We start from the raw sequence: 22,003 nt of genomic DNA on the forward strand, positions 1-22,003 counted from the left end.
TGGAAGGAATTTGGAAGAGAGTGGAAGACAGTGCGAAGGGAGTGGGGTTGGAGTTCGAAAAACGGCTATTTAGCGAGGAGAACTCGATTCGGATATGCGATCCAAACACGCACTCGCAGTGGCACTCGTACTGACGGTCTGTGCCGTTCCGCTCACGGTGAGCGCCGGAACGCCGGTCGATGACGTTTCCCCCGTTCAACTCGCACAGAGTTCGACGACGACGGAGACGATGCACAACGGGACGATGGACGACACCATGACCGACGACAACATGTCCGATACCACTACGGACGACACGATGAACGACGGGGAGAGCGGCGGTTCGGGCAACTCCCTTCCCGGATTCGGCATCGGCGTCGCGCTGGTCGCACTGGTCGCTGGCGCACTGTACATCGCACGGAACCGATAACCATGACCGACGACCTGCGCGAAACTGACCGCAGCGATTTTCGGCTCGTAGCGGTCGAGGGAGTGATCGCACTCCTCGCCGGAATCGCCGCCGTCGCCGGGTCGTACGCCGCAGTCGGATTTACCCCGTCGTTCGTCGCCGCGCCGGTCAGCACGTTCGTCGTCGCGACGACGCCGAGCGCGGTCATCACGTGGTCGATACAGACGCTCGGGGACCTCGGCGACCAACTCGGATTCCTGCTGGCGCTCACCCTGACCGTCCTGCTGTTCGCGGTGACGGCGGCCATCGGGACGCGAGCGGCGGATGCGATTTCCGCACCCGTCCCCGTCCCCGCGTCCCTCGCGGTCGGCCTGCTCTGTGTCGTGCCCGCGCTGGCGTTGACGGGTGCTCCCATCTCCGCGTTGGGGGCCGGAATCGGTGCCGGACTGGTCGTCGCCGCCGCGTCCTTCGGCTCGACGGCTGTACCCGGATCGGCCGGTTCGACCGATTCGGGCACCGATTCTATTTCGGCAGCGCGGAGGAGTCTCCTCCAGGCTATCGCTGGGACCATCGCTATCGGGAGCATCGGCGGCGTACTCGGCTCTGGACGTGGCAGCGGTGGCGATACGCCGAAACCGTCCGGGCCGGTGGCCGCGGACGTGGGGTCATTGCTCGCCGAAGCCGAGGACAAATCGCTCGCCGTCAATGGGCTCGAAGGCTTGCTGAGCGAGGAGTTCTATCAGGTGGACATCAACAGCGTGGACCCCGTCGTCTCGGCGTCCGACTGGAACCTTCGGGTGACGGGTGTCGTCGAGGAGGAGTCGTCCTTCAGTCTCTCCGACCTCAAATCGATGGACGAGGAACATCGGTTCATCACGCTCCGCTGTGTCGGCGAGTCGCTGAACGGGAAGAAAATGGACAACGCGCTCTGGACGGGGGTGCCGATTTCGGCGCTGCTGGACGAGACGACCGTTTCCGACGAATGCTGCGTCATGTTCCGGGCGGCCGACGACTACTACGAGGAGTTCCCCCTCGCGGCGCTCAAGGACGGCTTTCTGGCCTACGAGATGAACGGGCGACCGCTTCCCCGCAGCCACGGCTATCCGGTGCGCGCGCTGATTCCCGGTCACTGGGGCGAAATCAACGTGAAGTGGATCACCGAGATCCAGGTGCTGGAACAGGAGGCGGAAGGGTACTGGGAGAAGAACGGCTGGCACGGGACCGGCCCGGTCAACACCGTCGCCAAACTCCACGCCGTCAACCACCTCGACGGCGGTAAAATCCAAGTCGCCGGGCACGCCTACGCCGGGACGCGCGGCATCGAGCGCGTCGAGGTTTCGACCGACGGCGGTTCGTCGTGGACCGACGCCACCCTCTCGGAACCGCTCCCCGGAACGGACGTGTGGCGGCAGTGGGAGTACACGTACGAGCCGAACGGCCCGCACGAAGTGGTGGTTCGCGCGACGGACGGGGAGGGGAACCGTCAGCCGAGAGAACAGGAGAACGCGTTCCCGAACGGGGCATCCGGGTGGGTGTCGAAGCGTATCGAGCCGTAGATATATCTGGCTGCATGACTCGCAATCAAGTGACCGTTCGATGGACAAGGCGCTCTGGTATCTACTCACAGCGACACGCGGCGGTGAAAACCGCGCGCGCATCATTCGCGCCCTCTCGGAGCGCCCACGAAACGCCAACCAACTGGCGTCGGAACTCGGCGTGGAGTACAAGACGATCCGACATCACCTCGACATGCTCGTCGATCACGGCGTCGTGGAACCGGGCGACAACGAGTACGGCAAACTCTACTTTCTCACCGACCGGTTCGAACACCATCGGGACGCATTCGAGGAAATCATGGAGCAGATAGAATGAATTCGATACAACTCGCAAGCGGACTCGCGGTCGTGAACATCCTCCTGCTCGCCGTACTGGTGGGCGTCTGGGTGCGAAGCTACCTGAAGTTCCGTACCGCGCTCGTCCTCGGACTGTTGGCTTTCGCCCTCGTGATGCTCGCCGAAAACGTCGTCGCCCTCTACTACTTCTTCGGCATGCAGATGTTCTACTCCGGCAATCCGGCGGTACAGCAAGCGGTGTTGGTGCTCCGGACGCTCCAGTTCGTCGCCCTCGTGTTCCTGACGTGGGTGACGGTGAAGTAGTGAAATCGAGAAAACGCGACCGAAAAATCGAATTCTATTTTTGCGACCTATTTACGAACACTCGCTCCAGCCACAGGACTCGCAGGTCTTGCAGCCTTCCGAGAAGTACAGCGAGAGCGACCCGCACTCGGGACACTCCGGACTCTCACCAGCGTCGATGAGCGACTGGGAGGCGTCCTTCTCTTCCGCTTTCGCCGCGCCGCCGTCCGTTTCCGTGTCGTCGGCCGTCTCTTCGAGCGTCTTCTGTTGCGGGTAGGACGCCTTCTCGATTTCGCCGTCGAGGTAGCGCCGCATTGCGACGCCGATGGCGTCCGGGATGGAGTTGATCTGCTCGCCTTTGTCCCACGCGACCTTCGGGCTACGGATGCCCTGCAGGTCGGAGGCGATCTCGTTCGGATCGACACCGCTACGCAGCGCATAGCTGATGACCTTCGCCAGCGCTTCGGTGAAGGAGTTGGTGAACCCGCCGGAGTTGCCGATGGTGGCGAACAACTCGAACGGTTCGCCGTTCTCGTCCTCGTTGATGTTGACGTACATCTTGCCGTAGCCCGTGTCGACGCGCTGGGTTACGCCGTGAAGCACGTCGGGACGCGGTCGTTCCTTGGCGTACGCGCCGCCGGTGACGCCCTCGTCCAGGAGGTCGCCGAGTTCGTTGCCGAGTTTGGCTTGGACTTCCTCGCTCTCGATGAAGCCTTCGACGCCGCCGAAGACGGTCTCGATCTGCTCCACGATGGTTTCGGCCGCTTCCTCCTCGTCGGCGAATTCGGCGTTGTCGGCCCGCGTGGTGAGCACCTGCTTCGAGCGCGTGCCGTCGCGGTAGACCGTGACGCCCTTGCCGCCGTGGTCGTAGATGTAGCGGTAGACTTCGTCCATGTCCTCCTTGCTGGCGGAGTTCGGGAAGTTACACGTCTTGCTGATGGCCGAGTCCACACCTTTCTGGCAGGCACACTGGACTGCGGCGTGTTGCTTGCCGGTGAGGTCGCCCGTCACGACGAACAGTTCGCCGATGGCGTCCGGAACGGTGTCGAGTCCCTCGACGCCGGAGAACTCGTTGTTCGCCATCTGGTCTTGGGCCTCCTGTTTCACCGCTTCCACGTCGATGTCGTTCGCCTCCAGCGTGCGGAGGAAGTAGTCGTCGAACTCCACGAGCATCTCGTCGCCCTGCACGTCGTCGGAGACGTTCTTGTAGTACGCGACGTTGTAAATCGGTTCACAGCCACCCGTGGTGTTGCCGACCATCGAGGTGGTGCCCGTCGGCGCGATGGTGGTCGTGTTGTGGTTGCGGACCGCGAAGCCGTCCGTCCACTTCTCGGCGTCGAGGCCGGTCTGGCCTTCGAACCATTCGGGGTAGTCGGTCGGGTTCGCGTACTTCGAGTCCGACCAGTCGTTGAACGAGCCGCGTTCCTCCGCGAGTTCGTGGGAGGCCCACTTGGACTCGTGGTTGATGTGGGTCATCAACTGCTTGGCGATTTCGTTGCCTTCCTCGGAGCCGTAGCGGACGCCGAGTTGGATGTACAACTGGGCGAGACCCATGACGCCGAGACCGATTTTTCGCATGTCCCGGACCTTCTGTTCGATCTTTTCGACCGGGAAGTCGGACATCGTGACGACGTTTTCGAGGAATCGGGTACCGTACTCGATGCGGTAGTCGAACTCCTCCCAGTCGATACCTTCGCGGAGGAAGGCATCGACGGCTTCCGAGAGCGACCCGTAGTCCCCGCCGTTGTTCTCGTACCAGACGCGCCAGTCCGGCGCATCGAGGTCGGCCAGCGTCGAGAGGTTGATGTGGCCGAGGTTACAGGCTTCGTACTCTTCGAGCGGTTGTTCGCCGCACGGGTTCGTGGCGAGAATCCGGTGGTCCGGGTGTTTCTCCACGTCGAAGGAGTGTTCCTTGTTCACCCGTTCGAGGTAGATGATTCCGGGTTCGCCGTTCTCCCATGCACCGTCGACGATGCGGTCCCAGAGGACCGTCGCCGGAATCGAGAGCACTTCGCCCGGCGTGACGTAGTCGCCGAGGCCGAACATGTCGTACATCTCTTCCGTGTGTTCGGTGGCGACGTGGGGTTCTTCGGTGCGGGGATTGGTGAAGACGAACTCCTCGTCGTTGTACAACGCGTCCATGAAGTCGTCCGTGACGCCGACGGAGATGTTGAAATTAGAGAGATGGCCTTCGGCGGCGTTGCGGAGGTGTTTCGGGACGCGGCCGTCCTCGTCGATGAGTTCGCGGGCCTCTTCGAGCGCTTCCTTGAACGACGTGTGCGTGTAGTCGTCGGGGTCGTTCAGGCGGAGCGTGTTGGCGAGGCTCACGTCCTTGTTCTTCGCGTGGATGAACTGGATGACGTCGGGGTGCGAGACGCGCATGACGCCCATCTGTGCGCCGCGCCGGGCACCGCCCTGCGCGATGGTTTCGCACATCTGGTCGTACGTGCGCATGAACGTGATCGGACCGGACGCGATGCCGCCGGTCGAACCGACGGCGTCGCCGTACGGTCGAAGTTTCCAGAAGGCATACCCCATCCCGCCACCGGACTGGAACACCTCGGCAGCTTCCTTCGCAGTCTGGTGGATGTCCGTGATGTCGTCGCCCGGGGAGTCCACGAAACACGCCGAGAGCTGTTGGAGTTCGTCGCCCGCGTTCATCAGCGTCGGGGAGTTCGGGACGAACGAGAGCTGTCCCATCAGGTCCTCGAACTCGTCCCGGGTCGACTCCACGTGGTCGCGGATGTCCTCGGGAAGTTCGGGAACGACCGTGTCGTAGGCGAACTTGTTGACGTTGTAGATAGACAGCGTCGTCTCTTCGTCGTCTTCCGTCGTGGTTCCCTTCCCGAACACTTCCGCGGCGAGTTCGTCGCGGCGCGGGTGACCGGGCTTCAACTGCTCGGGCGTGACGGTGAGTTCGACGCCCTGTTTTTCGGCCTCGTAGACGGCCTCCGCGAGCGCGATGTTCTTCGCCACGCGCGGGAACAGGTCGTCCTGTGATTCGACGAGGTTGCCGTCCGCGTCCTTGCGGAGATAGCGCGCCGGAAGGATGTTTTGATAGGCGTTTCCGGTCATCCGGTCCTCCAGCGTCTCCCCTCCCGTCCGCTTGACAGGAAGCGTGACCTCGTCGGCGTTCGCCTCGTGCGCGTCGCTCATGTACGCGCCACCACCGTTCGTTCAGTACTCTGCACGTCGATTCTCACTTGGTTTCTCACGTAGACCCGTTTCATTCGTGACGAAGAATCCATTTCTCCCAACCCCAATTAAGCTTACTTTCTTTATGTCAACTGTAGTTGAATAGTGATGCCTCTGCGATCTTTCTTCTCGCTATCTCTGAGTAACACGCCGAGCAATATAAGAGTGTTCAGACCGGAGCGAAAGTGACCGGAATGACGATATTTCCCATGGTAACGAGTCATTACCGTGCTTCCGTCTGTCAAGTCTCACTCGATTGAAAACCGACACCATCGATACGTTTACCAACTGGTAGGGTGTCATTTCGCACATGTTCCCCCTCGCCATCGAGCCCGTCGGGATCGTCGTCGCCATCGTCGCCGTCATTCTCCTCATCGCCGCCATCCGATTCGCGATCAGCATCCTCTTTCGCGTCGGTATCGTCGTCGTCCTCGTCGCGCCGCGCTCTACGCGGCGGGCGTGCTGACGTTCTGATTTTACGCTAGTCGATACTCCCCGGCGAGGAAGTTTCCGATCAGTTCCCGACCACGCCCCGTGAGAACGCTTTCCGGGTGGAACTGCACGCACTCGATGGGATACTCCCGATGGCGGATTCCCATCACGAGTTCCGTGTCCTCGTGGGTCGTCGTCGCGCTCACTTCGAAACAATCCGGGACGCCGGTCGTCACGAGCGAGTGATACCGCCCGGCCTGGAAGTCCTGCTCGATTCCCTCGAAAACTCCCTCTCCGTCGTGTTCGACGGGGAACGCCTTGCCGTGGATCGGTTCCGGCGCACGACCGATTTCGCCGCCGTATTCGTAAATCGCCGCCTCCAACCCGAGACAGACGCCGAGCGTCGGAATTTCCGGCGACAACTCCCGAAGGACGTCCGCCGTGACCCCGACGTCCCGCTCGTTTTTCGGGTGGCCGGGACCGGGACTGATGACGATGACGTCGGGGTCGAAGTCGCGGATGTCCGCGAGCGACGCCGTGTTCTTCACCACCCTCGTTTCGAACTCCGCTTCGTTCGCTCGAAGCGCGTCCTCGGCGTACTCCACGAGGTTGTACGTGAACGAGTCGTAGTTGTCCACGAACAGCAGGCGCGTCATTTGGAGGCCTCCATTTCGACGGCTTCTGTTCCCGGTTCCAGTCGATCCAGCGCGGCCAACACGCCGCCCATCTTCTGTTCGGTCTCCTCGTACTCGGACGCCGGGTCGCTGTCGGCGACGATTCCCGCGCCCGCTTGCACCGTTATCTCGTCGGTGGTTCCGTGCGAGATGGTTGCCGTCCTGATGGCGATGGCGAAGTCGGCGTCGCCGGTCCACGAGATGTAACCGACCCCGCCGCCGTAGACGCCGCGGGTCGTCCGTTCGAGGTCGTCGATGATCTCCATCGCGCGGATTTTCGGCGCGCCGGTCAGCGTCCCCGCCGGGAACGACGCCCGCACCGCGTCGAAGGCGTCGCGGTTTTCGGCGAGCGCCCCCGTGACGGTGCTCTCGATGTGCTGGACGTGGCTGTACTTGATGACGTTCATGAACTCCTCGACGCGCACGCTGCCGGATTCCGCGACCCGGCGAACGTCGTTTCGCGCCAGGTCCACGAGCATGGCGTGTTCCGAACGCTCCTTCTCGTCGGCGAGGAGTTCACCCGCGAGCCTGCGGTCCTCCATCGGGCTGTTGCCGCGCGAGCACGTCCCCGCGATGGGGTTCGAGACGATTTCCTCGTCTTGCACCGAGACTAGCGTTTCCGGGCTCGCGCCGACGATGCTCAGGTCGTCGTAGCCGAGGAGGTACATGTACGGCGAGGGGTTCACGTCCCGGAGCGCCGCGTACAGCGCCCGCGGGTCGATGTCCGCCTCCACGGTTCGTTTGCGCGAGATGACGCCTTGGTAGATGTCGCCCGCCGTGACGTGTTCGTTGGCCCGCTTCACCGCGGCCTCGTACTCGTCCTGCGGCCCTGCCGTCCCGCTTTTCGGACGGTAGTCGCCGAACGACGGTGCGGTCGCGGATTCGAGTTTCTCGGTGACGCGGTCACGTTCCGCGACCAACTCGTCGTACCGCTCGTCGATGTCGTCGTCCGGCGACACGAGCGGCGTGAACACGAGCGACAGCGTCCCCTCGACGTGGTCGAAGACGAGCGTCTTCGTGCTCAGGACGAACTGCGCGTCGGGTAGTTCCGTGTCGGGGCGTTCAATGCCCTGTTCGTCCAACCAGAGGTCGTAGACGGCGTTGTACGCGAGGAAGCCGACCAGTCCGCCACAGAACCCTTCGCCGTCCGGAAACCCGCGACGCGGGACGTCAGGGATCGCTGTCCGAAGCCTGTCGAGCACGTCGTCGTCCTCGGTGCCGTCGGCGTTCAGTTCACGATTCCACTTCTCGCGTAGCACCTGCACGTCGGTCTCGTCCGGAGCGACGGACACCACCGCCGCGGGGTCGTAGCCGACGAATGAGTAACGCGCTCGGCTGTGGTGGCCGGTGTCGGCCTCGTGTGTACCCGCGTCGAACGCGCCGTACGGGTCGCTGGAGGCGACTTTGTCGGCGCTTTCGAGGAGGTAATCGTACTCCCCACCGCCGAGTGTCGAGTAGGCCGTGAGCGGGTCGATGGACGCGTCGAGGTCGAGTTCCGCCGAGACGTAGACGACCGCACCGTCGTTGGCGTCCCCGTCGTCGCTTTCGTTACAGTCGATACTCCCCGCCAACTCGCTGAACTTCCCTCGATTCATTGATGAGCGATTGCCTGTCGACCACGCTTCGCGTTTCTGACGAACGATTCGACGGCGTCGTGGTCCTTTTCCCCGCCACTCGATTCGACGCCGCTCGCGACGTCCACGGCGAACGGTTCGACCGTCTCCACCGCGTCCGCGACGTTCTCGGGTGTCAGTCCCCCCGCGAGCAGGACCGGCGAGGAGAGCGAGTCCGATAACTCCCGTGCCCGGTCCCAGTCGTGCGTCTCGCCGGTGCCGCCGACCGCCCCGGCGTCGAGCAGGAGGCCGTCCGCGACGGTGTCGTATCGCTCGGGCCGGTCGGTGTCGGGGGCGATGACGGGAATCACGTTCGCATCGATGTTCGACGAGAGATACGCGAGGTCGCCGACGCTGGTGTCGTGGACCTGTACGATGTCGGGTTCCACGAGTCGAGCGAGTTCGACGGTTCGCTCGATTCGCTCGGGCATCGTCACCAACACCGTCGAGACGAACGGCGGGATTTCGCGGGCCAGTTCGGCGGCCCGGTCCGAACTGATTTCGCGCGGCGAATCGACCGGGACGTCCACCAGCAAGCCGATCGCGTCCGCTCCGGCGTCGATGGCCGCCGCGAGGTCGTCCTCGTTCGTCAGGCCGCAGATCTTTACGCGAGTCATGCCGACAACGCCCCCGTCATTGCCGCCAGTTTCTCGCCCGCGCTTCCCGAATCGATGGCCTGCCGTGCCTGTTCCACGCCGTCTTCGAGCGAGTCGGCCCGTCCGGAGACGTAGATCGCCGCTCCGGCGTTCGCCAGTATGATATCGCGCTTCGCGCCGCCCACGGTCCCCTCAACGATGCCGCGGAGGTCGCGGGCGTTCTCGGTCGGCGTGCCACCGGCGACGGCGGACACGTCGTGCCGTTCCACGCCGAGGTCGGTGGGCGAAAGCGTGTACTCCTCGATGCTCCCGTTCTCGACTTCGGCGACCGTCGTCTCGTCGTGGATCGCGATTTCGTCCATGCCGGAACCGTGAACGACGAGCGCATGATCCACGTCCATGTGCGAGAGCGCACGGGCGAGGACGGGAACGAGGTCGGGGTCGTAGACGCCGACGACTTGTGCGTCCGCTCCGGCGGGGTTCGTCAGCGGCCCGAGGACGTTGAACACGGTTCGCATGCCGAGTTCCTTCCGTGGCCCGATGACGGCCTTCATCGCCGGGTGGAACACCGGCGCGAGCATGAACCCGATTCCCTGTTCCTCGATGGCCTGCTCGACGGCGGCCGGTTCGGAGTCGATGACGACGCCGACTTCGTCGAGCACGTCGGCGCTGCCGGAGGAGGAGGAGACGGAGTAGTTGCCGTGCTTCGCCACCGGAACCCCCGCACCGCTGGCGACGATGGCGGACGTCGTCGAGACGTTGATGGTGTTGTAGTCGTCGCCCCCCGTTCCGCAGGTGTCCACGAGCGGCGTCCGGTCGGGGGAAATCGTCCGGGCCGCCCCGCGCATTCCCTGCGCGAAGCCAGCGATTTCGGCCTCGGTTTCGCCCTTGGCACGCAATCCGGTGAGCAGCGCACCGATTTGGGCCTCCGTGGCCCCGTCGAAGACGGCCGTGGCCGCCTCCCGTGCTTGGGTGAGTGTCAAATCCTGACCGTCCGTAACGAGTTCGATGTAATCCTGCATAGTGAGCACCAATGAACTTCTTTGGGTTACAATGAACACATACGTACATCAACTTAAAGCTGTCGTGCGGTACGTTCACGAATAAAACCGTGACAGGGCGGCGCGTTTCGAAAGGTTCAATTACCCTTGCGGGTAACTGATGAATGCGTTCAGACAGAGGCCGACTGGGTTTGTGGTCTAGTTGGTTATGACACCTCCTTGACATGGAGGAGGCCGGCAGTTCAAATCTGCCCAAACCCATACTTTTCCGCGCTACTATCCGACGAGCGAAGCGAGTCGCGGTAGCGCGGAAAATACCTGTTTGGCAGTTTGAACCAGGGAGTGGAGCGGAGCGAAACGACCGTGGTTCAAATCTGCCCAAACCCACTCAAATTCTCTCGAAAACAGCTTCTCACAGTGAATTCTCTTCCTTGTTATTGGGAGATTTGAACTAGACGAGACGCAGCGCGCGAACGTATGTGAGCGTGACCGTCTCGGCGTGGTTCAAATCTGCCCAAACGAATAGTTTCCTACGAAAACAACTCCTTCCAGTGAGTTCCGTTCGTTCATACTGTAAGACATTCATAAATAGATGCAGTGCCGAGCAACGCGAGGCAAGCCGGGAGTGAGTCGCTCAAACGTGCATTCCAGAAAACCGCTTCATAGAAATCATTTTATGTTTACTTTCTATCTCAGTGATGTATGGACGAATCCCCCCGCCAGACTCAACTCGACCGAATCGAGCGACGGCAACAGTACATCCTCGCTTTGCTTATCGTTCCGTATTTCATCTGGTTCGCGACGATAATCGACGTCGTGATTGCGGCGTTCCTCTACTTCGTGCTGGGAGTCATCGCGTTCGTGCTGATCACGATCCGCAGACGCAACCGAGACACTGCGGAGCAGTAGCGACTCGACTCCATCCGCTCGAACAGACGGAAACGAGCACTCGACACGAGTTCGACGCGGCGGGACGATGGTCGTAGAGGGGGGTCACCGCAGCAATCGAACCCAGTATCGCCTTCGTGCTGATCGATTCGACACACGCTGAACGCGTTTCCGGGGACGATTGCCGAGCGGTACGCTTTTCTTTCGGAAAATCGGTCGGGACATACTCCGATAGCCCGAAGCGGGCAGGTCGATGTACCGAGCGCCTGCCCGTTACAGCGACGCCCTGTCGTTTCGTCCGGCGTATTTCGTCTTGCGGAGGTACTTCTATCGGACGGAGGGGACGGTCAAAGTCGCGTTTCCGCGACTTCACGGGTGAAAAACGGGTGATGGAATAATCGCTTCCGGCGAAAACGAATCGTACCGGGGAGGGCAATGCTGTACGGGAGTTCCGGACGGATCGGAACGCTCACGCTGACCACAAACAGGCGGTTTCTGATGATAGTGGATGGATACTATTCGAGTACTATCAGCACATCGGTACAGCCAACGTATCGGATCGTTCGGTTAGGAAACCCGTAGGATGAGCGGATTTTGGGTAGTCACCTCGTCCGAATGAGATAGCGGACTACAATCAGTCTGTTAATAACAGTTTATTGGTTTTTCCTCGTCGGTCGGTCCATGCTTCGTGCAACCGCTCACAACCGAGAAATCAGAAAATCGACTCACGGAGGGTCTACCGTCCGGTAACGGTCGATTCGAGAGATGGGTGAGAAGAACCCCCCATTCTGAGCCATCACATCGGTGAACCACACCCCCGTGGCTCCGGATATCGATGGTCTGAAAGCCGAATCCGAATTACTCGTCGGAGACTTCGGGTGCCTGTTCGCCGGTTGACGGTGCGTTCCGTGCGTCGTAGGTGTGTGCTATGGCGACGACGGTGAACGCGACGACGACGAGCAGTGCGAGTCCGATATCAGTGATTCCCGCGAGCGGCGGGACCTGAAGCCACGCCGCGGTAAGCAGTGCGAATCCGGCGGCCGCGATTCCGAGGTATCGCTTGCACCACGAGATGTCGTCTCGGGTATTCGTTTCGAGATACGGGTCGAGTTGTTCCGCCGCGGTGGAGAGCTCGACGATACCCCTGTTTTGGTTGTAATCTACGATTCCTGCGTCGTCCAATTTCGGGAGGTGGGACTGGTAGAGTGCGGTGTAGACCCGTTTTCGCTCCGCCGCCGAGATCGCGCCGAGTGGTGTCGTTCTCCCACGCGGCGACCTGTTCCGCAAGGTCGCTCAACTGCACGGTTTCGTCGGCCTGCTTCAGATAGTGGAGCGCGTACCGTCGCCGTTGGTTTTTCAGCACGTCAAAAACCATATCGCGGGAGAGCGGTGTTGCTCGTTCCTCGTGCGAGCGATTCGAGTCGAGGATATCCGAGACCTGCTCGGCGACAGTCGAGTCCGATTCACTTGGTTGGTTGTCCGTGTTGTTGTCTCCTGTGCCTGAGGAGTCACCGATTGTGCTCATTACTACGCCACCCCTTGCTCGTAACCCAGCATGGATTCGAACATTGCCGGGTTTGTTCTTTGTTATTCACCATTTACCAGTCGTAAACGAGTGGTTACCAAAAACTTCAGATAAATTGTACCCCGTCGCCGTCCGGCGGTAATGACCCGTTACACGGACTTTTTCACCCCGTTTCACCACCGGAGCAGGTTCTCGTGTATTCCGAGGACGAGGGCCGGGACGACGACGATGAAGATGTGTTCTTCGAGCGGAATGCCGAGTAGTTCGACCCCTGTACGGAGTGGAATCGCGAATACACCGATCGTCAGGGTGTACCAATCCCACACGAACCCGATGGGATAAATCACGAGAAGGGTTTTCGCTGCGCGCGAGAGCGCCTCCGCTCGAACGAGCAACCACAACGCGACCGATCCGAACAGAATTTCACTGACCAGATAGGTGTAGGGACCGAACACCGCGCCGATGTCGGGAAACACGTCGGAAACATAGGTTTCCAACCGGGAAAAACCCCGCTAACATGCCTTCTCCGCGACAAAGTTCAAGACCGATGGACGCGTCATTCAAAACGCCGATGGATATCTCTGACATTGCGACCACAGATTACTTCGAAATCGAAGCGGAAGAGCGACTAGGGAAGGCACGCTCGATATTCGAAGAGGAGAACCCAAAGGGAATCGTGGTCACCGAAGCCGGCAAGTACAGCGGTGTCATCACGCAAAAGCAACTCCTGCAGTCACATATTGAGGACCAAACCAAAGTAGCGACACTCACGAAGCCGGCACCGAAAGTGAACCGAGACGACGACGTGCGCGACGTCGCCCGCGCCCTCGTCGAAGGCGGGTCGAAGGTCGCACCTGTCTTCGAGGATGGCACGCTCTGGGGAATCATCGACGAGGACATCATACTCGAAGGCGTCCTCGAAAACTTGGACGCCCTGACCGTCCAGCAGATTTACACCGAAAACCCCGTCACGATCTCGGAGGATGCCACGCTCGGACGCGTCATCAATCTCATGCGCGAGCACAGCATCTCCCGCCTTCCCGTCGTGAACGAGAACGGCTTCCTGACGGGTATGGTCACGACCCACGACATCGTGGACTTCGTCACCCGCAACATGGACAAGCCCACGCGTGGCGAACGGATGGGAGACAGCGACCGTATGCTCGACCTTCCCGTGTACGACGTGATGAACAGTCCCGTCGAGACCATCTCGCTCGACGACTCCGTGCAGACGGCAGTCGAACGCATGTTCGAGAAGAACTACGCCGGACTCGCCGTTACGGCGGAGGACGACGACCGAGTCGTCGGTGGCGTCCTCACGAAGACCGACGTGCTCCGTGCGCTCACCTACACGGAGGAGGATCACATGGACGTGCAGATCACGAACATCGACCTCCTCGACACCATCACCCGGCAGGCCATCCGGGAGAGCGTCGAGGGGATCACCGACAAGTACCAGGACATGCAGGTGCGCCACGCGCACGTGAGATTCCACGAGCACAAGGAGAAACTCCGCGGCACGCCGCTCGTTCAGTGTAAGATCCGCCTCCGCACCAACCGCGGACAGGTCGCCGGGTCCGGCGAGGGCTACGGGGCCGAACAGGCGTTCAACGTCGCCCGAGACACCTTGGAACGCAACGTCCTCGAACTCAAAGGCGTCCAGAGCGACCGCGAGTACGAAGGGCAGTTGCTCCGGAAACTCAACGAACTGTAGACGGCCGACGAAAACCCGACGCGGCCGCGAATCCCGTTTTTCGACTGCTCCCGAATTACCCTCGATCGGAGCGATTCTCAAACGCTCTCTTGTGGCCCTTCGAGGCCGGAATCCGTAATTTGGAATTGGGTTCGTCCCCCGGCCGGTTTCGACCGATGCTTTTCGAGCGTCGCCCGGCGGTTGCCGCCGCGGAAGCGGTCCACGCGAAGCACGACGCCCGTCCAGTGTTCGAGCGTGTGTCCGCCGAGTGGCCGCGTCCCGTCGGAGTTCGGGTCGGTGTACACCTGATTTGTCAGCAACACCGCTATGTCGTGTTTGCGTGCGAGCGAGAGGAGATGCGTCACTTGGCGGGCGACCCCTCGGAGTGCCTCGCCACCCTCCCGGTCGTCGCCGCGTTCGAGGCGGTAGAACCCGGTCGCGCTGTCGAGGACGACGAGGTCGGCGCGCTCGGCGAACTCCGAGACGTCCTTGACGGCCTCTTCCTGCTCCCCGAAATCGAGCGCTTCCTTGATGACGATTCGGGACGCGACTTCGTCCACGTCGTTCGCCCGTGCGTCCGCGATCTGCTCGAACCGGTCGATGGACAGTCCTTCGGTGTCGATGTAGATCACGGTGCCGCCGTTCCGCGCGGTCTCCACCGCGGCCCCCAGCGCGACGTTCGTCTTCCCGGCGGCGGGCGGGCCGTACACCTGCGTGACGGTCCCGCGCTCCAATCCCCCTCCGAGCAAGTCGTCCACCGGCGGGCACCCTGTCGTCAGTTTCTCGGCGTCGGTCACACCCCGGCCTTGGCGCTTCTCACGCAAAAGGTTCCGGTTTTCACGCTCTTGGCGTCGAAATCATCCTCCGTTCGGCTCCTCGAATTCATCTCACGGTCGAACTCTGATGTATCCAACATATGCCATCTTCTGGCGAAGCAGGACGCCTCCGAAACGATTTTCAAGACCGCTCGCAGAAACTCAGTATGCCGACTAACCCCGAGACAGACTACGACCCCGATATGGGGAAGAAGTTCATTTTCGTCACAGGGGGCGTCATGTCCGGACTTGGCAAAGGCATTACCGCCGCGAGCACTGGGCGACTGCTCGCAAACGCCGGGTTCGACGTGACTGCCGTGAAGATCGACCCGTATCTCAACGTGGACGCGGGGACGATGAATCCCTATCAGCATGGAGAAGTGTACGTACTGAAGGACGGTGGCGAGGTTGACCTCGATTTAGGCAACTACGAGCGTTTCCTCGACATCGACATGACCTTCGACCACAACATCACGACCGGGAAGGCCTACCAGTACGTCATCGAGAAAGAGCGCGCCGGGGACTACCTCGGAAAGACCGTCCAGATCATTCCGCACATCACGGACGAGATCAAGCGCCGAATTCGTGAGGCCGCCGAAGGTCACGACGTGTGTCTCGTGGAAGTCGGTGGCACCGTGGGCGACATCGAGAGCATGCCGTTCCTCGAAGCGCTCCGCCAGTTCGCCACGGAACAGGACGAGGAGGATTTCCTGTTGACCCACGTCACGCTCGTTCCGCACTCGAAGAACGGCGAGCAGAAGACGAAGCCGACCCAGCACAGCGTGAAGGAACTGCGTTCCATCGGCCTGCAACCCGACGTGCTCGTCGGCCGTTGCAGCGACGGTCTGCAACCCGAGACGAAGGAGAAGATCGCGCTATTCTGCGACGTCCCGACCGACGCCGTGTTCTCGAACCCGGACGTCGAGGACATCTACCACGTCCCGCTCGTCGTAGAGGAGGAGGGTCTGGACGACTACGTCATGCAGCAACTCGACCTGACCGACGAGGCGACGCCGAGCGACGAACGGAGCACCGCTTGGCGCGAACTCGTCACGCAGGAAACCGAGGGCGAAGTCGATATCGCCCTCGTCGGGAAGTACGCGCTCGAAGACGCCTACATGTCCATCCACGAGGCGCTCAAACACGCTGGACTGGAGAAGAACGTCGACGTGAACGTCCTCTGGGTCGATTCCGACGAGATGGACGACGACCACGAGGAACGACTCAAGCAGGCCGACGGCATCGTCGTCCCCGGCGGATTCGGCAGTCGCGGAACGGAGGGTAAGATCGAAGCCATCCGCTACGCCCGCGAACACGACGTGCCGTTCCTCGGCCTCTGTCTGGGCTTCCAGATGGCCGTCGTGGAGTACGCCCGGAACGTCCTCGGTCTGACCGACGCGAACTCCGCCGAACTCGACGCGGACACGCCACACCCCGTCATCGACATCCTGCCCGAACAGTACGAAATCGAGGACATGGGCGGCACGATGCGACTGGGTGCACACGAAACAGAGATCGAGACCGGAACGCTCGCGGAGCGGGTGTACGGCGGCACGAGTTGTACGGAGCGCCACCGGCACCGCTACGAGGTGAATCCCGAGTACTTCGAGGACTTCGAAGGCGAGGAACTCGTGTTCTCCGGCCGCGCCGGAAACCGGATGGAAATCCTCGAACTGGAGGACCACCCGTACTTCTTCGGGACGCAGTTCCACCCCGAGTTCCGGTCCCGCCCGGACCGCGCAAGCCCACCGTTCGTCGGCCTGCTGGACGCCGTGCTTGACGAGGCGGAGAAACGAGAGGAGGTCGAAGCTTAATGGTAGACACTGGAAAATTCATCGAGGAAGCGGTCGCGGAGATTCGAGAAGCAGTCGGCGATTCACACGCCATCATCGCGCTGTCGGGCGGCGTGGATTCGTCCGTCGCCGCCGGACTGGCGTACAAAGCCATCGGCGACCAACTCACGCCGGTGTACGTCGATACCGGCCTGATGCGCAAGGGCGAGACGGACCAGATCCGAAAGACGTTCTCGTACATGAGTTCGCTGGAAGTCGTGGAAGCCGAGGAGCGCTTCTTCGACGCGCTCTCGGGCGTCATCGACCCCGAGGAGAAGCGGGCGGTCATCGGCGAGCAGTTCATCCGCGAGTTCGAGCGCGAAGCGCGCGTCACGGACGCGGACTACCTCGTGCAGGGGACGATTTACCCCGACCGGATCGAGAGCGAGGGCGGCATCAAGTCCCACCACAACGTCGGCGGCCTGCCGGACGTGGTGGACTTCGACGGCATCGTCGAACCCGTCCGCGACCTCTACAAGGACGAGGTACGCGAGGTCGCTCGCGCCCTCGGCATGGAGGAAATCATCGCCGAGCGCATGCCGTTCCCCGGCCCCGGACTCGCCGTCCGCGTCGTCGGCGAAGTCACGCCCGAGAAGGCCCAAGTCGCCCGCAATGCGTGCCACGTCGTCGAGGAGGAACTGGATGAGTACGACCCGTGGCAGGCGTTTGCCGCCGTCGTCGGCAAGGGTACCGGCGTCAAGGGCGACAACCGCGTCCACGGCTGGATCGTTGCGGTCCGCTCGGTCGAATCGCGCGACGGCATGACCGCCCGAGCGCAGGAACTCGACTGGGAGACGCTCCAGCGGATTCAGTCGCGTATCACGGGGCAGAACGAAAACGTCGCCCGCGTCGTTTACGACGTGACACATAAGCCCCCGGCGACCATCGAATACGAGTGATGCGTGCAGTCATCGCAGGTTCCGACGAAGACGGACTCGGTCGCGCCCTCGAATCCGAGGGCGTCGAACTGACGACCATCGACGGCGTCGCCTCCCGCCCCGCGCTGGAAGACGCCGCCATCATCGACGCCGACCTGTTCGTCCTCATGGACGTCGGGCAGGCCACTGCAATCGCGGTCGCAAAGGACCTGAACCCCGAGGTTCGCGTCGTCGTCTACGACGAGAACTCCATCCCGGAGTTCGCCCGTAGTCAGGCCGACCTCATCCTCGACCCGGATCTGCTGGACGCGGCGACGGTCGCGGAAGAACTGGCGGCCTGATCGGTCGAAGAACTACCGACGGATTCGGCCGCGATGGGTAGAACTAATCGACGGCCCGAACAACCCTTTTTCATGTCCTACGAAGTCAGAGACGAATTGCCGACGGTCGACGAGTTCGTCGCCCTCCGCGACGCCGCCGGGATGGTCGCCCGGAGCAGGGACGCCGTCGAGCAGGGGCTTCCGAACACCGTCTTCGGCGTGATAACCGTGGACGAAACGGGTGAAACGGTCGGGATGGCCCGCATCCTCGGCGACGGCGGGATGGTGTACCAAATCGGGGACATGGCCGTCCACCCCGACCACCAGCGGCGGGGACTTGGGTCCCGGATGATGAAGCGACTGATGGAGTACTTAGAGGAGAACGCGCCGGAACGGGCGTACGTCAACCTCATGGCCGACGTGGAGGGCTTTTACGAGCAGTTCGGCTTCGAGTACACTGCCCCCGCCTCGCGCGGGATGTACCGTCGAATGTGAATCGAAGATATTGCTATCGTTACTCCGAACGCAATCCCGAAGGAATCGGTTGGAGGAGGTCTGTGGACCGAGACGGTCGCGATGCGGGGTGGTCTTCATGCGATTCGGCGACTGAAATCGAAGAAAAAGAACGATTTCCTCGGAGCGGGTGTTCCGGCCCGGAAGTCGTTGTCGTAGTGAAACCACAATCGGAGCCATCTCGTCGTGAACAGGCTCGTCCGAGGTATTTTTCAGCTCACAGCCCCACCCCAATCATGTGCGAGAGTTCCCGTTCGAACTGAAGCTGTGCACGCACCTCGAAGCGACGACGGAGCGGATCATCGCCCGGCAGATCGGTGCCGGTGTCCACGCGCCGTCGAATCGGGTTATCGACGTGCTGTGCGTCGAACCCGGCCCGGAGTTCGCGGCGCGGACGGAACTCACGAGCGAGCGGATTCCCGCCGCCGCCATCGAGAGCGACGTGGGCGTCGGCGAGGCGTGCTACTGGCGGGACGCGTTCGACACGTCGCCGGAGTACGCCCGCGAGGTGGTCGATCGGGCGGTCGAAATCGGCTTTTTCGAGCGCGATCGACGGGGCGGCCGGGAGTACGTCCGACAGGTGGCGCGGTATCCCGACTGGTTCGGACGGCTGATCGGCATCGAGAACAAACCGGACCTCGCCGCGCCCGGCGACCTCGAAACCCAACTCCGGAAGGACGTGAGTCTGGGACTGGTGGACGAGGTGATCCTGGCGACCGAGAGTTACGTCACCGGCGCGCATCTGAATCGGATTCCGGAAGCGGTGGGCGTCTGGCGGTTCGACGCCGAAACGGCGAGGGTGGAGGTGATTCGAGAGCCGACACCTCTCGACAGCGAAGGAGCGGGAACCGAACTGATCGATACGCACGTCGGGCGGACCGACGTTCGCGTGGCGAGCGCCGCGGCGAAGGAAAAACGCCGAAAGCGGATGGCGGAGCGGGCGTACGGCAAGGGGTGGCGGAGTTACGACTTGCCGGGGTGTGCGGCGGTCGAACCGCGCTCGGGTGGGGTTCCGTACTGTGGCTGGAAGGATCGGGTGGTCGATCCGACGAATTGCGGGCCGGAGTGTCCGGGCCACGACCCCGCCGACCCGCCAACGATCGATTGGGAGGCGGAGCGAGACGGTCGAACACCGTGGGTCGCGGAGCCGACGGGACGAACGCGCCGCCAGTCCGGACTGGACAGATTCGGGTAATTTAGGCGTGAAAACAAGGTATCGAGTGACGGACGTGAAGTGTGAACATACAAGAACCACGATCAAGAATGGGGTTGTATGCAGACGCTCTCCCGGCGGCAGTCGTTGGCCGTCGGCGCGATACTCTTGTGTTGTCTCTCCCTGTTCACCCCGACGTTGGTTGCCCAATCGGACGACCAGGGAAGCGTTGCTTCCAATCCCTGTACGGGTACCATCACGCAGTCCGTGAACGGCACGACGGTCGTCGCGGTGCAGGGCTATTCGTGGGTCGACGGCGGGCAGAAACGAGACGCGAAACTCGTCGCCATCGGTCCGAACGGAACGGTGAAGTGGGTCCATCACACCGGCGACCACGGCATGGTCTGGGGGTACGACGTGGACCCGATGCCGAACGGTAACCTGTTCGTCACGGGGACGAAGAACGGCAAAACGGTCGTGTACGAGTTCAACCCGCGAACCCAGAAGCACGTCTGGAGCCAGACCCTCGACATCGAGGACACTCACGACATCGACCTCATCAACAACGGCACGCAACTGCTGGTCGCCAACCTGCGCAACTACAAGGAGGACGCCGAACGCAACGACGACAGCGTCTTCGTCTACGATTTAAAGAAGGACAAGGTCGTCTGGCGCTGGTACTTCCGGGACCACTATCCCAAGGACACGGCCAAGACCGGGTACCACAACTACACCAACGACTGGACGCACGTCAACAACGTGCAGAAGATCGGCGAGGGCGAGTATCTCGTCTCGCCGCGCAACTTCAACCAAGCCATCGTCATCAACCGTTCCACGAATAAAATCGACATGAAACTCGGGGAACCCGGGAACACCAGCATCCTCAACAAACAACACAACCCCGATTACTTGGAGAGCGAGGACGGCAAACCGACGATGCTCGTCGCCGACTCCGACAACAACCGGATGGTCGAATACCAGAAGGAGGGCGACAATTGGAACCGAACGTGGTCGCTCGGGAAGGGCGACGACCTCTCGTGGCCCCGCGACGCCGACCGCCTGCCGAACGGCGACACCCTTCTCGGCGACTCGAAACACGAGCGCGTGATGCAGGTGTCGCCGAACGGCACCGTCAAGTGGGAGTTCTACACGCCGTGGCTCGTCTACGACGTGGAGCGTATCGGAACGGGTGACGAATCGAACGGTCCGACCATCGCCGACCAGAACGCGACCGGCAGCTACCAACTCAAAGGTGCCGCAGACAACTACGACCCGCAGTCGATGCAGCAGTGTAACGCCTATCTCAACTCCATCCACGGTTGGGCCGATGGGCAGAAGCCGAACAACACGACGACCGCATCGAACGATTCCGGGGGCGTACAGGACAGCGACGGGGATAACGGCGGCAGCGCGAACCTCAGTTCCGGGACGACGGCCGATTCGGACACGTCGATGCCCGGATTCGGCGTCGCTGTGGGCATCGCCGGACTGCTCGTCACCGCCGCGTTGTTGATCCGGAAAGAGGAATAGAGTTCAGATTCGGTACCGCTCGCCGTCCATCGCTAGCGGCTCTTCGAACGCCTCTTCTTCGGGATAGAAGTGCGAGACGTGCACTAGTCGCGTCTCTTCCGCGCCGAGTTCGTCCGCCATCGAGAGCGCTCCTTCTCGCGTCATATGTTTGTAACCGAACGTGCGCGGTACGCCGTCGTCGGTGTGGTGGCGGCCCCCCGCCGGGTGGTACTCACAGAGCGACGCCGGAACGATGGCGTCGGCCAGAAACAGGTCGGCATTCGAGAGGGCCTCGCGGGACGCCTGTGGAATCGCATATCCCGTATCGCCGGTGAGCGCGAGTTTGGACCCGTCCTTTTCCACGACGACGCCGTAACAGAGCAGCGGCGGGTGTTCGACGGGGACGAACGTCACGTCGAACCCGCACGCCGAGAACGACGAGAGCGGTTCGTGGTCGTGAACCGTGATCTGTGCGAGGTAGTCGAACTTGTCTCGAATCGTCTCCGCGACGCTCTCGCCGGTCTCCGGGTCCGTCTCGTTCGTCGCGTGGACGGGCAGGGCGTCGAACAGTCGGTAGGCGTTCCCCAACCCGTCGAGGTGGTCGAAGTGGATGTGCGTGACCAGCAGTTCGTCCGGAAGCGGCACGTCGTGGGTGAGAAACTGCGAGCGAAAGTCGGGACTCGCGTCGATGAGCAGGCACTCGTCGGTCTCCTCGTTGCGGACGTGAACCGAAAACGCGAGCGTTCGACGTCGCGTTCGCGGGCCGCCAGACAGGTGTCACAGTCACAGCCAGCCGTCGGCGTCCCCGTCGTGTCGCCGGTGCCGAGGAGGGTGACTTCCATC

Annotated in this window: 21 protein-coding genes, 1 tRNA gene and 1 pseudogene; 14 read left to right on the plus strand and 9 right to left on the minus strand. The window is 62.0% G+C overall.

Annotation, left to right across the window (positions count from 1 at the left end):
• The first annotated feature begins 94 nt into the window (after positions 1 to 94).
• The 4 genes from A4G99_RS07525 to A4G99_RS07540 are packed head-to-tail and all read left to right on the plus strand — an operon-like array spanning position 95 to position 2,544.
• Positions 95 to 409 (plus strand): PGF-CTERM sorting domain-containing protein, encoded by a 315-nt coding sequence (locus A4G99_RS07525; RefSeq protein ID WP_066141440.1) that lies wholly within the window; start codon positions 95 to 97, stop codon positions 407 to 409.
• Positions 410 to 411: 2 nt separating this feature from the next.
• Complete coding sequence (locus tag A4G99_RS07530) at positions 412 to 1,944, plus strand: molybdopterin-dependent oxidoreductase (RefSeq protein WP_066141445.1); 1,533 nt, start codon at positions 412 to 414, stop codon at positions 1,942 to 1,944.
• A 40-nt stretch (positions 1,945 to 1,984) separates the two neighbouring features.
• The gene (locus A4G99_RS07535; protein WP_066141447.1) at positions 1,985 to 2,260 is read left to right on the plus strand and encodes a winged helix-turn-helix domain-containing protein; all 276 of its coding nucleotides are present in this window, start codon (positions 1,985 to 1,987) and stop codon (positions 2,258 to 2,260) included.
• A complete protein-coding gene (locus A4G99_RS07540; protein ID WP_066141450.1) occupies positions 2,257 to 2,544 on the plus strand; it encodes a hypothetical protein in 288 nt (95 codons plus the stop codon). Before A4G99_RS07535 ends, A4G99_RS07540 begins: the two co-directional genes overlap by 4 nt.
• Positions 2,545 to 2,595: 51 nt before the next feature.
• Here the strand turns inward: A4G99_RS07540 and A4G99_RS07545 are convergent, their stop codons facing one another.
• Positions 2,596 to 5,679 carry an adenosylcobalamin-dependent ribonucleoside-diphosphate reductase gene (locus tag A4G99_RS07545; RefSeq protein ID WP_066141453.1) on the minus strand — a complete coding sequence of 1,028 codons (3,084 nt, stop codon included), beginning with the start codon at positions 5,677 to 5,679 and terminating at the stop codon, positions 2,596 to 2,598.
• Between the two features lie 349 nt (positions 5,680 to 6,028).
• Between A4G99_RS07545 and A4G99_RS25845 the strand changes: the two genes are divergently transcribed.
• Positions 6,029 to 6,184 carry a hypothetical protein gene (locus A4G99_RS25845; protein WP_190303733.1) on the plus strand — a complete coding sequence of 52 codons (156 nt, stop codon included), beginning with the start codon at positions 6,029 to 6,031 and terminating at the stop codon, positions 6,182 to 6,184.
• 10 nt (positions 6,185 to 6,194) lie between these two features.
• On the opposite strand, the gene trpG is transcribed toward A4G99_RS25845, so the two are convergent.
• The 4 genes from trpG to trpD are packed head-to-tail and all read right to left on the minus strand — an operon-like array spanning position 6,195 to position 10,055.
• A complete protein-coding gene (gene trpG / locus A4G99_RS07550) occupies positions 6,195 to 6,806 on the minus strand; it encodes an anthranilate synthase component II (protein WP_066141455.1) in 612 nt (203 codons plus the stop codon).
• On the minus strand, positions 6,803 to 8,419 hold the full coding sequence (trpE, locus tag A4G99_RS07555; RefSeq protein ID WP_066141458.1) for an anthranilate synthase component I: 1,617 nt from the start codon (positions 8,417 to 8,419) through the stop codon (positions 6,803 to 6,805). The genes trpG and trpE overlap by 4 nt, the downstream gene beginning before the upstream one ends.
• Positions 8,416 to 9,054, minus strand: coding sequence for a phosphoribosylanthranilate isomerase (locus A4G99_RS07560; RefSeq protein ID WP_066141461.1), 639 nt, complete (start codon positions 9,052 to 9,054; stop codon positions 8,416 to 8,418). Before A4G99_RS07560 ends, trpE begins: the two co-directional genes overlap by 4 nt.
• Positions 9,051 to 10,055, minus strand: a complete 1,005-nt coding sequence (gene trpD, locus A4G99_RS07565; RefSeq protein WP_066141464.1) for an anthranilate phosphoribosyltransferase — start codon at positions 10,053 to 10,055, stop codon at positions 9,051 to 9,053. Before trpD ends, A4G99_RS07560 begins: the two co-directional genes overlap by 4 nt.
• Positions 10,056 to 10,221: 166 nt before the next feature.
• On the opposite strand from trpD, the gene A4G99_RS07570 reads away from it, so the two are divergent.
• Both A4G99_RS07570 and A4G99_RS07575 read left to right on the plus strand, forming a co-directional pair.
• Positions 10,222 to 10,295: transfer RNA gene (locus A4G99_RS07570), tRNA-Val, on the plus strand.
• Positions 10,296 to 10,736: 441 nt separating this feature from the next.
• Positions 10,737 to 10,943 (plus strand): hypothetical protein, encoded by a 207-nt coding sequence (locus tag A4G99_RS07575; RefSeq protein WP_066141467.1) that lies wholly within the window; start codon positions 10,737 to 10,739, stop codon positions 10,941 to 10,943.
• A gap of 837 nt (positions 10,944 to 11,780) precedes the next feature.
• Here the strand turns inward: A4G99_RS07575 and A4G99_RS27055 are convergent.
• Positions 11,781 to 12,209 carry a hypothetical protein gene (locus tag A4G99_RS27055; protein WP_223301759.1) on the minus strand — a complete coding sequence of 143 codons (429 nt, stop codon included), beginning with the start codon at positions 12,207 to 12,209 and terminating at the stop codon, positions 11,781 to 11,783.
• Between the two features lie 411 nt (positions 12,210 to 12,620).
• Positions 12,621 to 12,923, minus strand: coding sequence for a lycopene cyclase (locus A4G99_RS07585; RefSeq protein WP_066141470.1), 303 nt, complete (start codon positions 12,921 to 12,923; stop codon positions 12,621 to 12,623).
• 95 nt (positions 12,924 to 13,018) lie between these two features.
• Here A4G99_RS07585 and A4G99_RS07590 point away from each other — a divergent pair, with 95 nt between their 5' ends.
• Positions 13,019 to 14,161 carry a CBS domain-containing protein gene (locus A4G99_RS07590; protein WP_066141473.1) on the plus strand — a complete coding sequence of 381 codons (1,143 nt, stop codon included), beginning with the start codon at positions 13,019 to 13,021 and terminating at the stop codon, positions 14,159 to 14,161.
• Between the two features lie 77 nt (positions 14,162 to 14,238).
• Here A4G99_RS07590 and radB read toward each other — a convergent pair whose 3' ends face one another.
• Complete coding sequence (gene radB, locus A4G99_RS07595) at positions 14,239 to 14,937, minus strand: DNA repair and recombination protein RadB (protein WP_066141476.1); 699 nt, start codon at positions 14,935 to 14,937, stop codon at positions 14,239 to 14,241.
• A gap of 185 nt (positions 14,938 to 15,122) precedes the next feature.
• On the opposite strand from radB, the gene A4G99_RS07600 reads away from it, so the two are divergent.
• The 6 genes from A4G99_RS07600 (at position 15,123) to A4G99_RS07625 (ending at position 21,181) form a co-directional block, all read left to right on the plus strand.
• Positions 15,123 to 16,769, plus strand: a complete 1,647-nt coding sequence (locus A4G99_RS07600) for a CTP synthase (protein WP_066141479.1) — start codon at positions 15,123 to 15,125, stop codon at positions 16,767 to 16,769.
• Positions 16,769 to 17,686, plus strand: coding sequence for a glutamine-hydrolyzing GMP synthase (guaA, locus tag A4G99_RS07605; RefSeq protein ID WP_066141482.1), 918 nt, complete (start codon positions 16,769 to 16,771; stop codon positions 17,684 to 17,686). Before A4G99_RS07600 ends, guaA begins: the two co-directional genes overlap by 1 nt.
• Positions 17,686 to 18,006 (plus strand): CTP synthetase, encoded by a 321-nt coding sequence (locus A4G99_RS07610; RefSeq protein ID WP_066141485.1) that lies wholly within the window; start codon positions 17,686 to 17,688, stop codon positions 18,004 to 18,006. The genes guaA and A4G99_RS07610 overlap by 1 nt, the downstream gene beginning before the upstream one ends.
• A gap of 72 nt (positions 18,007 to 18,078) precedes the next feature.
• Positions 18,079 to 18,480 carry a GNAT family N-acetyltransferase gene (locus tag A4G99_RS07615; protein ID WP_066141488.1) on the plus strand — a complete coding sequence of 134 codons (402 nt, stop codon included), beginning with the start codon at positions 18,079 to 18,081 and terminating at the stop codon, positions 18,478 to 18,480.
• Positions 18,481 to 18,736: 256 nt separating this feature from the next.
• The gene (locus A4G99_RS07620; RefSeq protein ID WP_066141491.1) at positions 18,737 to 19,693 is read left to right on the plus strand and encodes a DUF5787 family protein; all 957 of its coding nucleotides are present in this window, start codon (positions 18,737 to 18,739) and stop codon (positions 19,691 to 19,693) included.
• 78 nt (positions 19,694 to 19,771) lie between these two features.
• Entirely contained in the window at positions 19,772 to 21,181 is a 1,410-nt protein-coding gene (locus A4G99_RS07625; RefSeq protein ID WP_223301760.1) for an arylsulfotransferase family protein, read from the plus strand.
• A gap of 3 nt (positions 21,182 to 21,184) precedes the next feature.
• Here A4G99_RS07625 and A4G99_RS07630 read toward each other — a convergent pair.
• Positions 21,185 to 22,002 (minus strand): annotated as a pseudogene (locus A4G99_RS07630) (MBL fold metallo-hydrolase).
• Between the last annotated feature and the right edge of the window lies 1 nt (position 22,003).

It is taken from the genome of Haladaptatus sp. R4 (genome assembly GCF_001625445.1).
GTDB lineage: Archaea > Halobacteriota > Halobacteria > Halobacteriales > Haladaptataceae > Haladaptatus.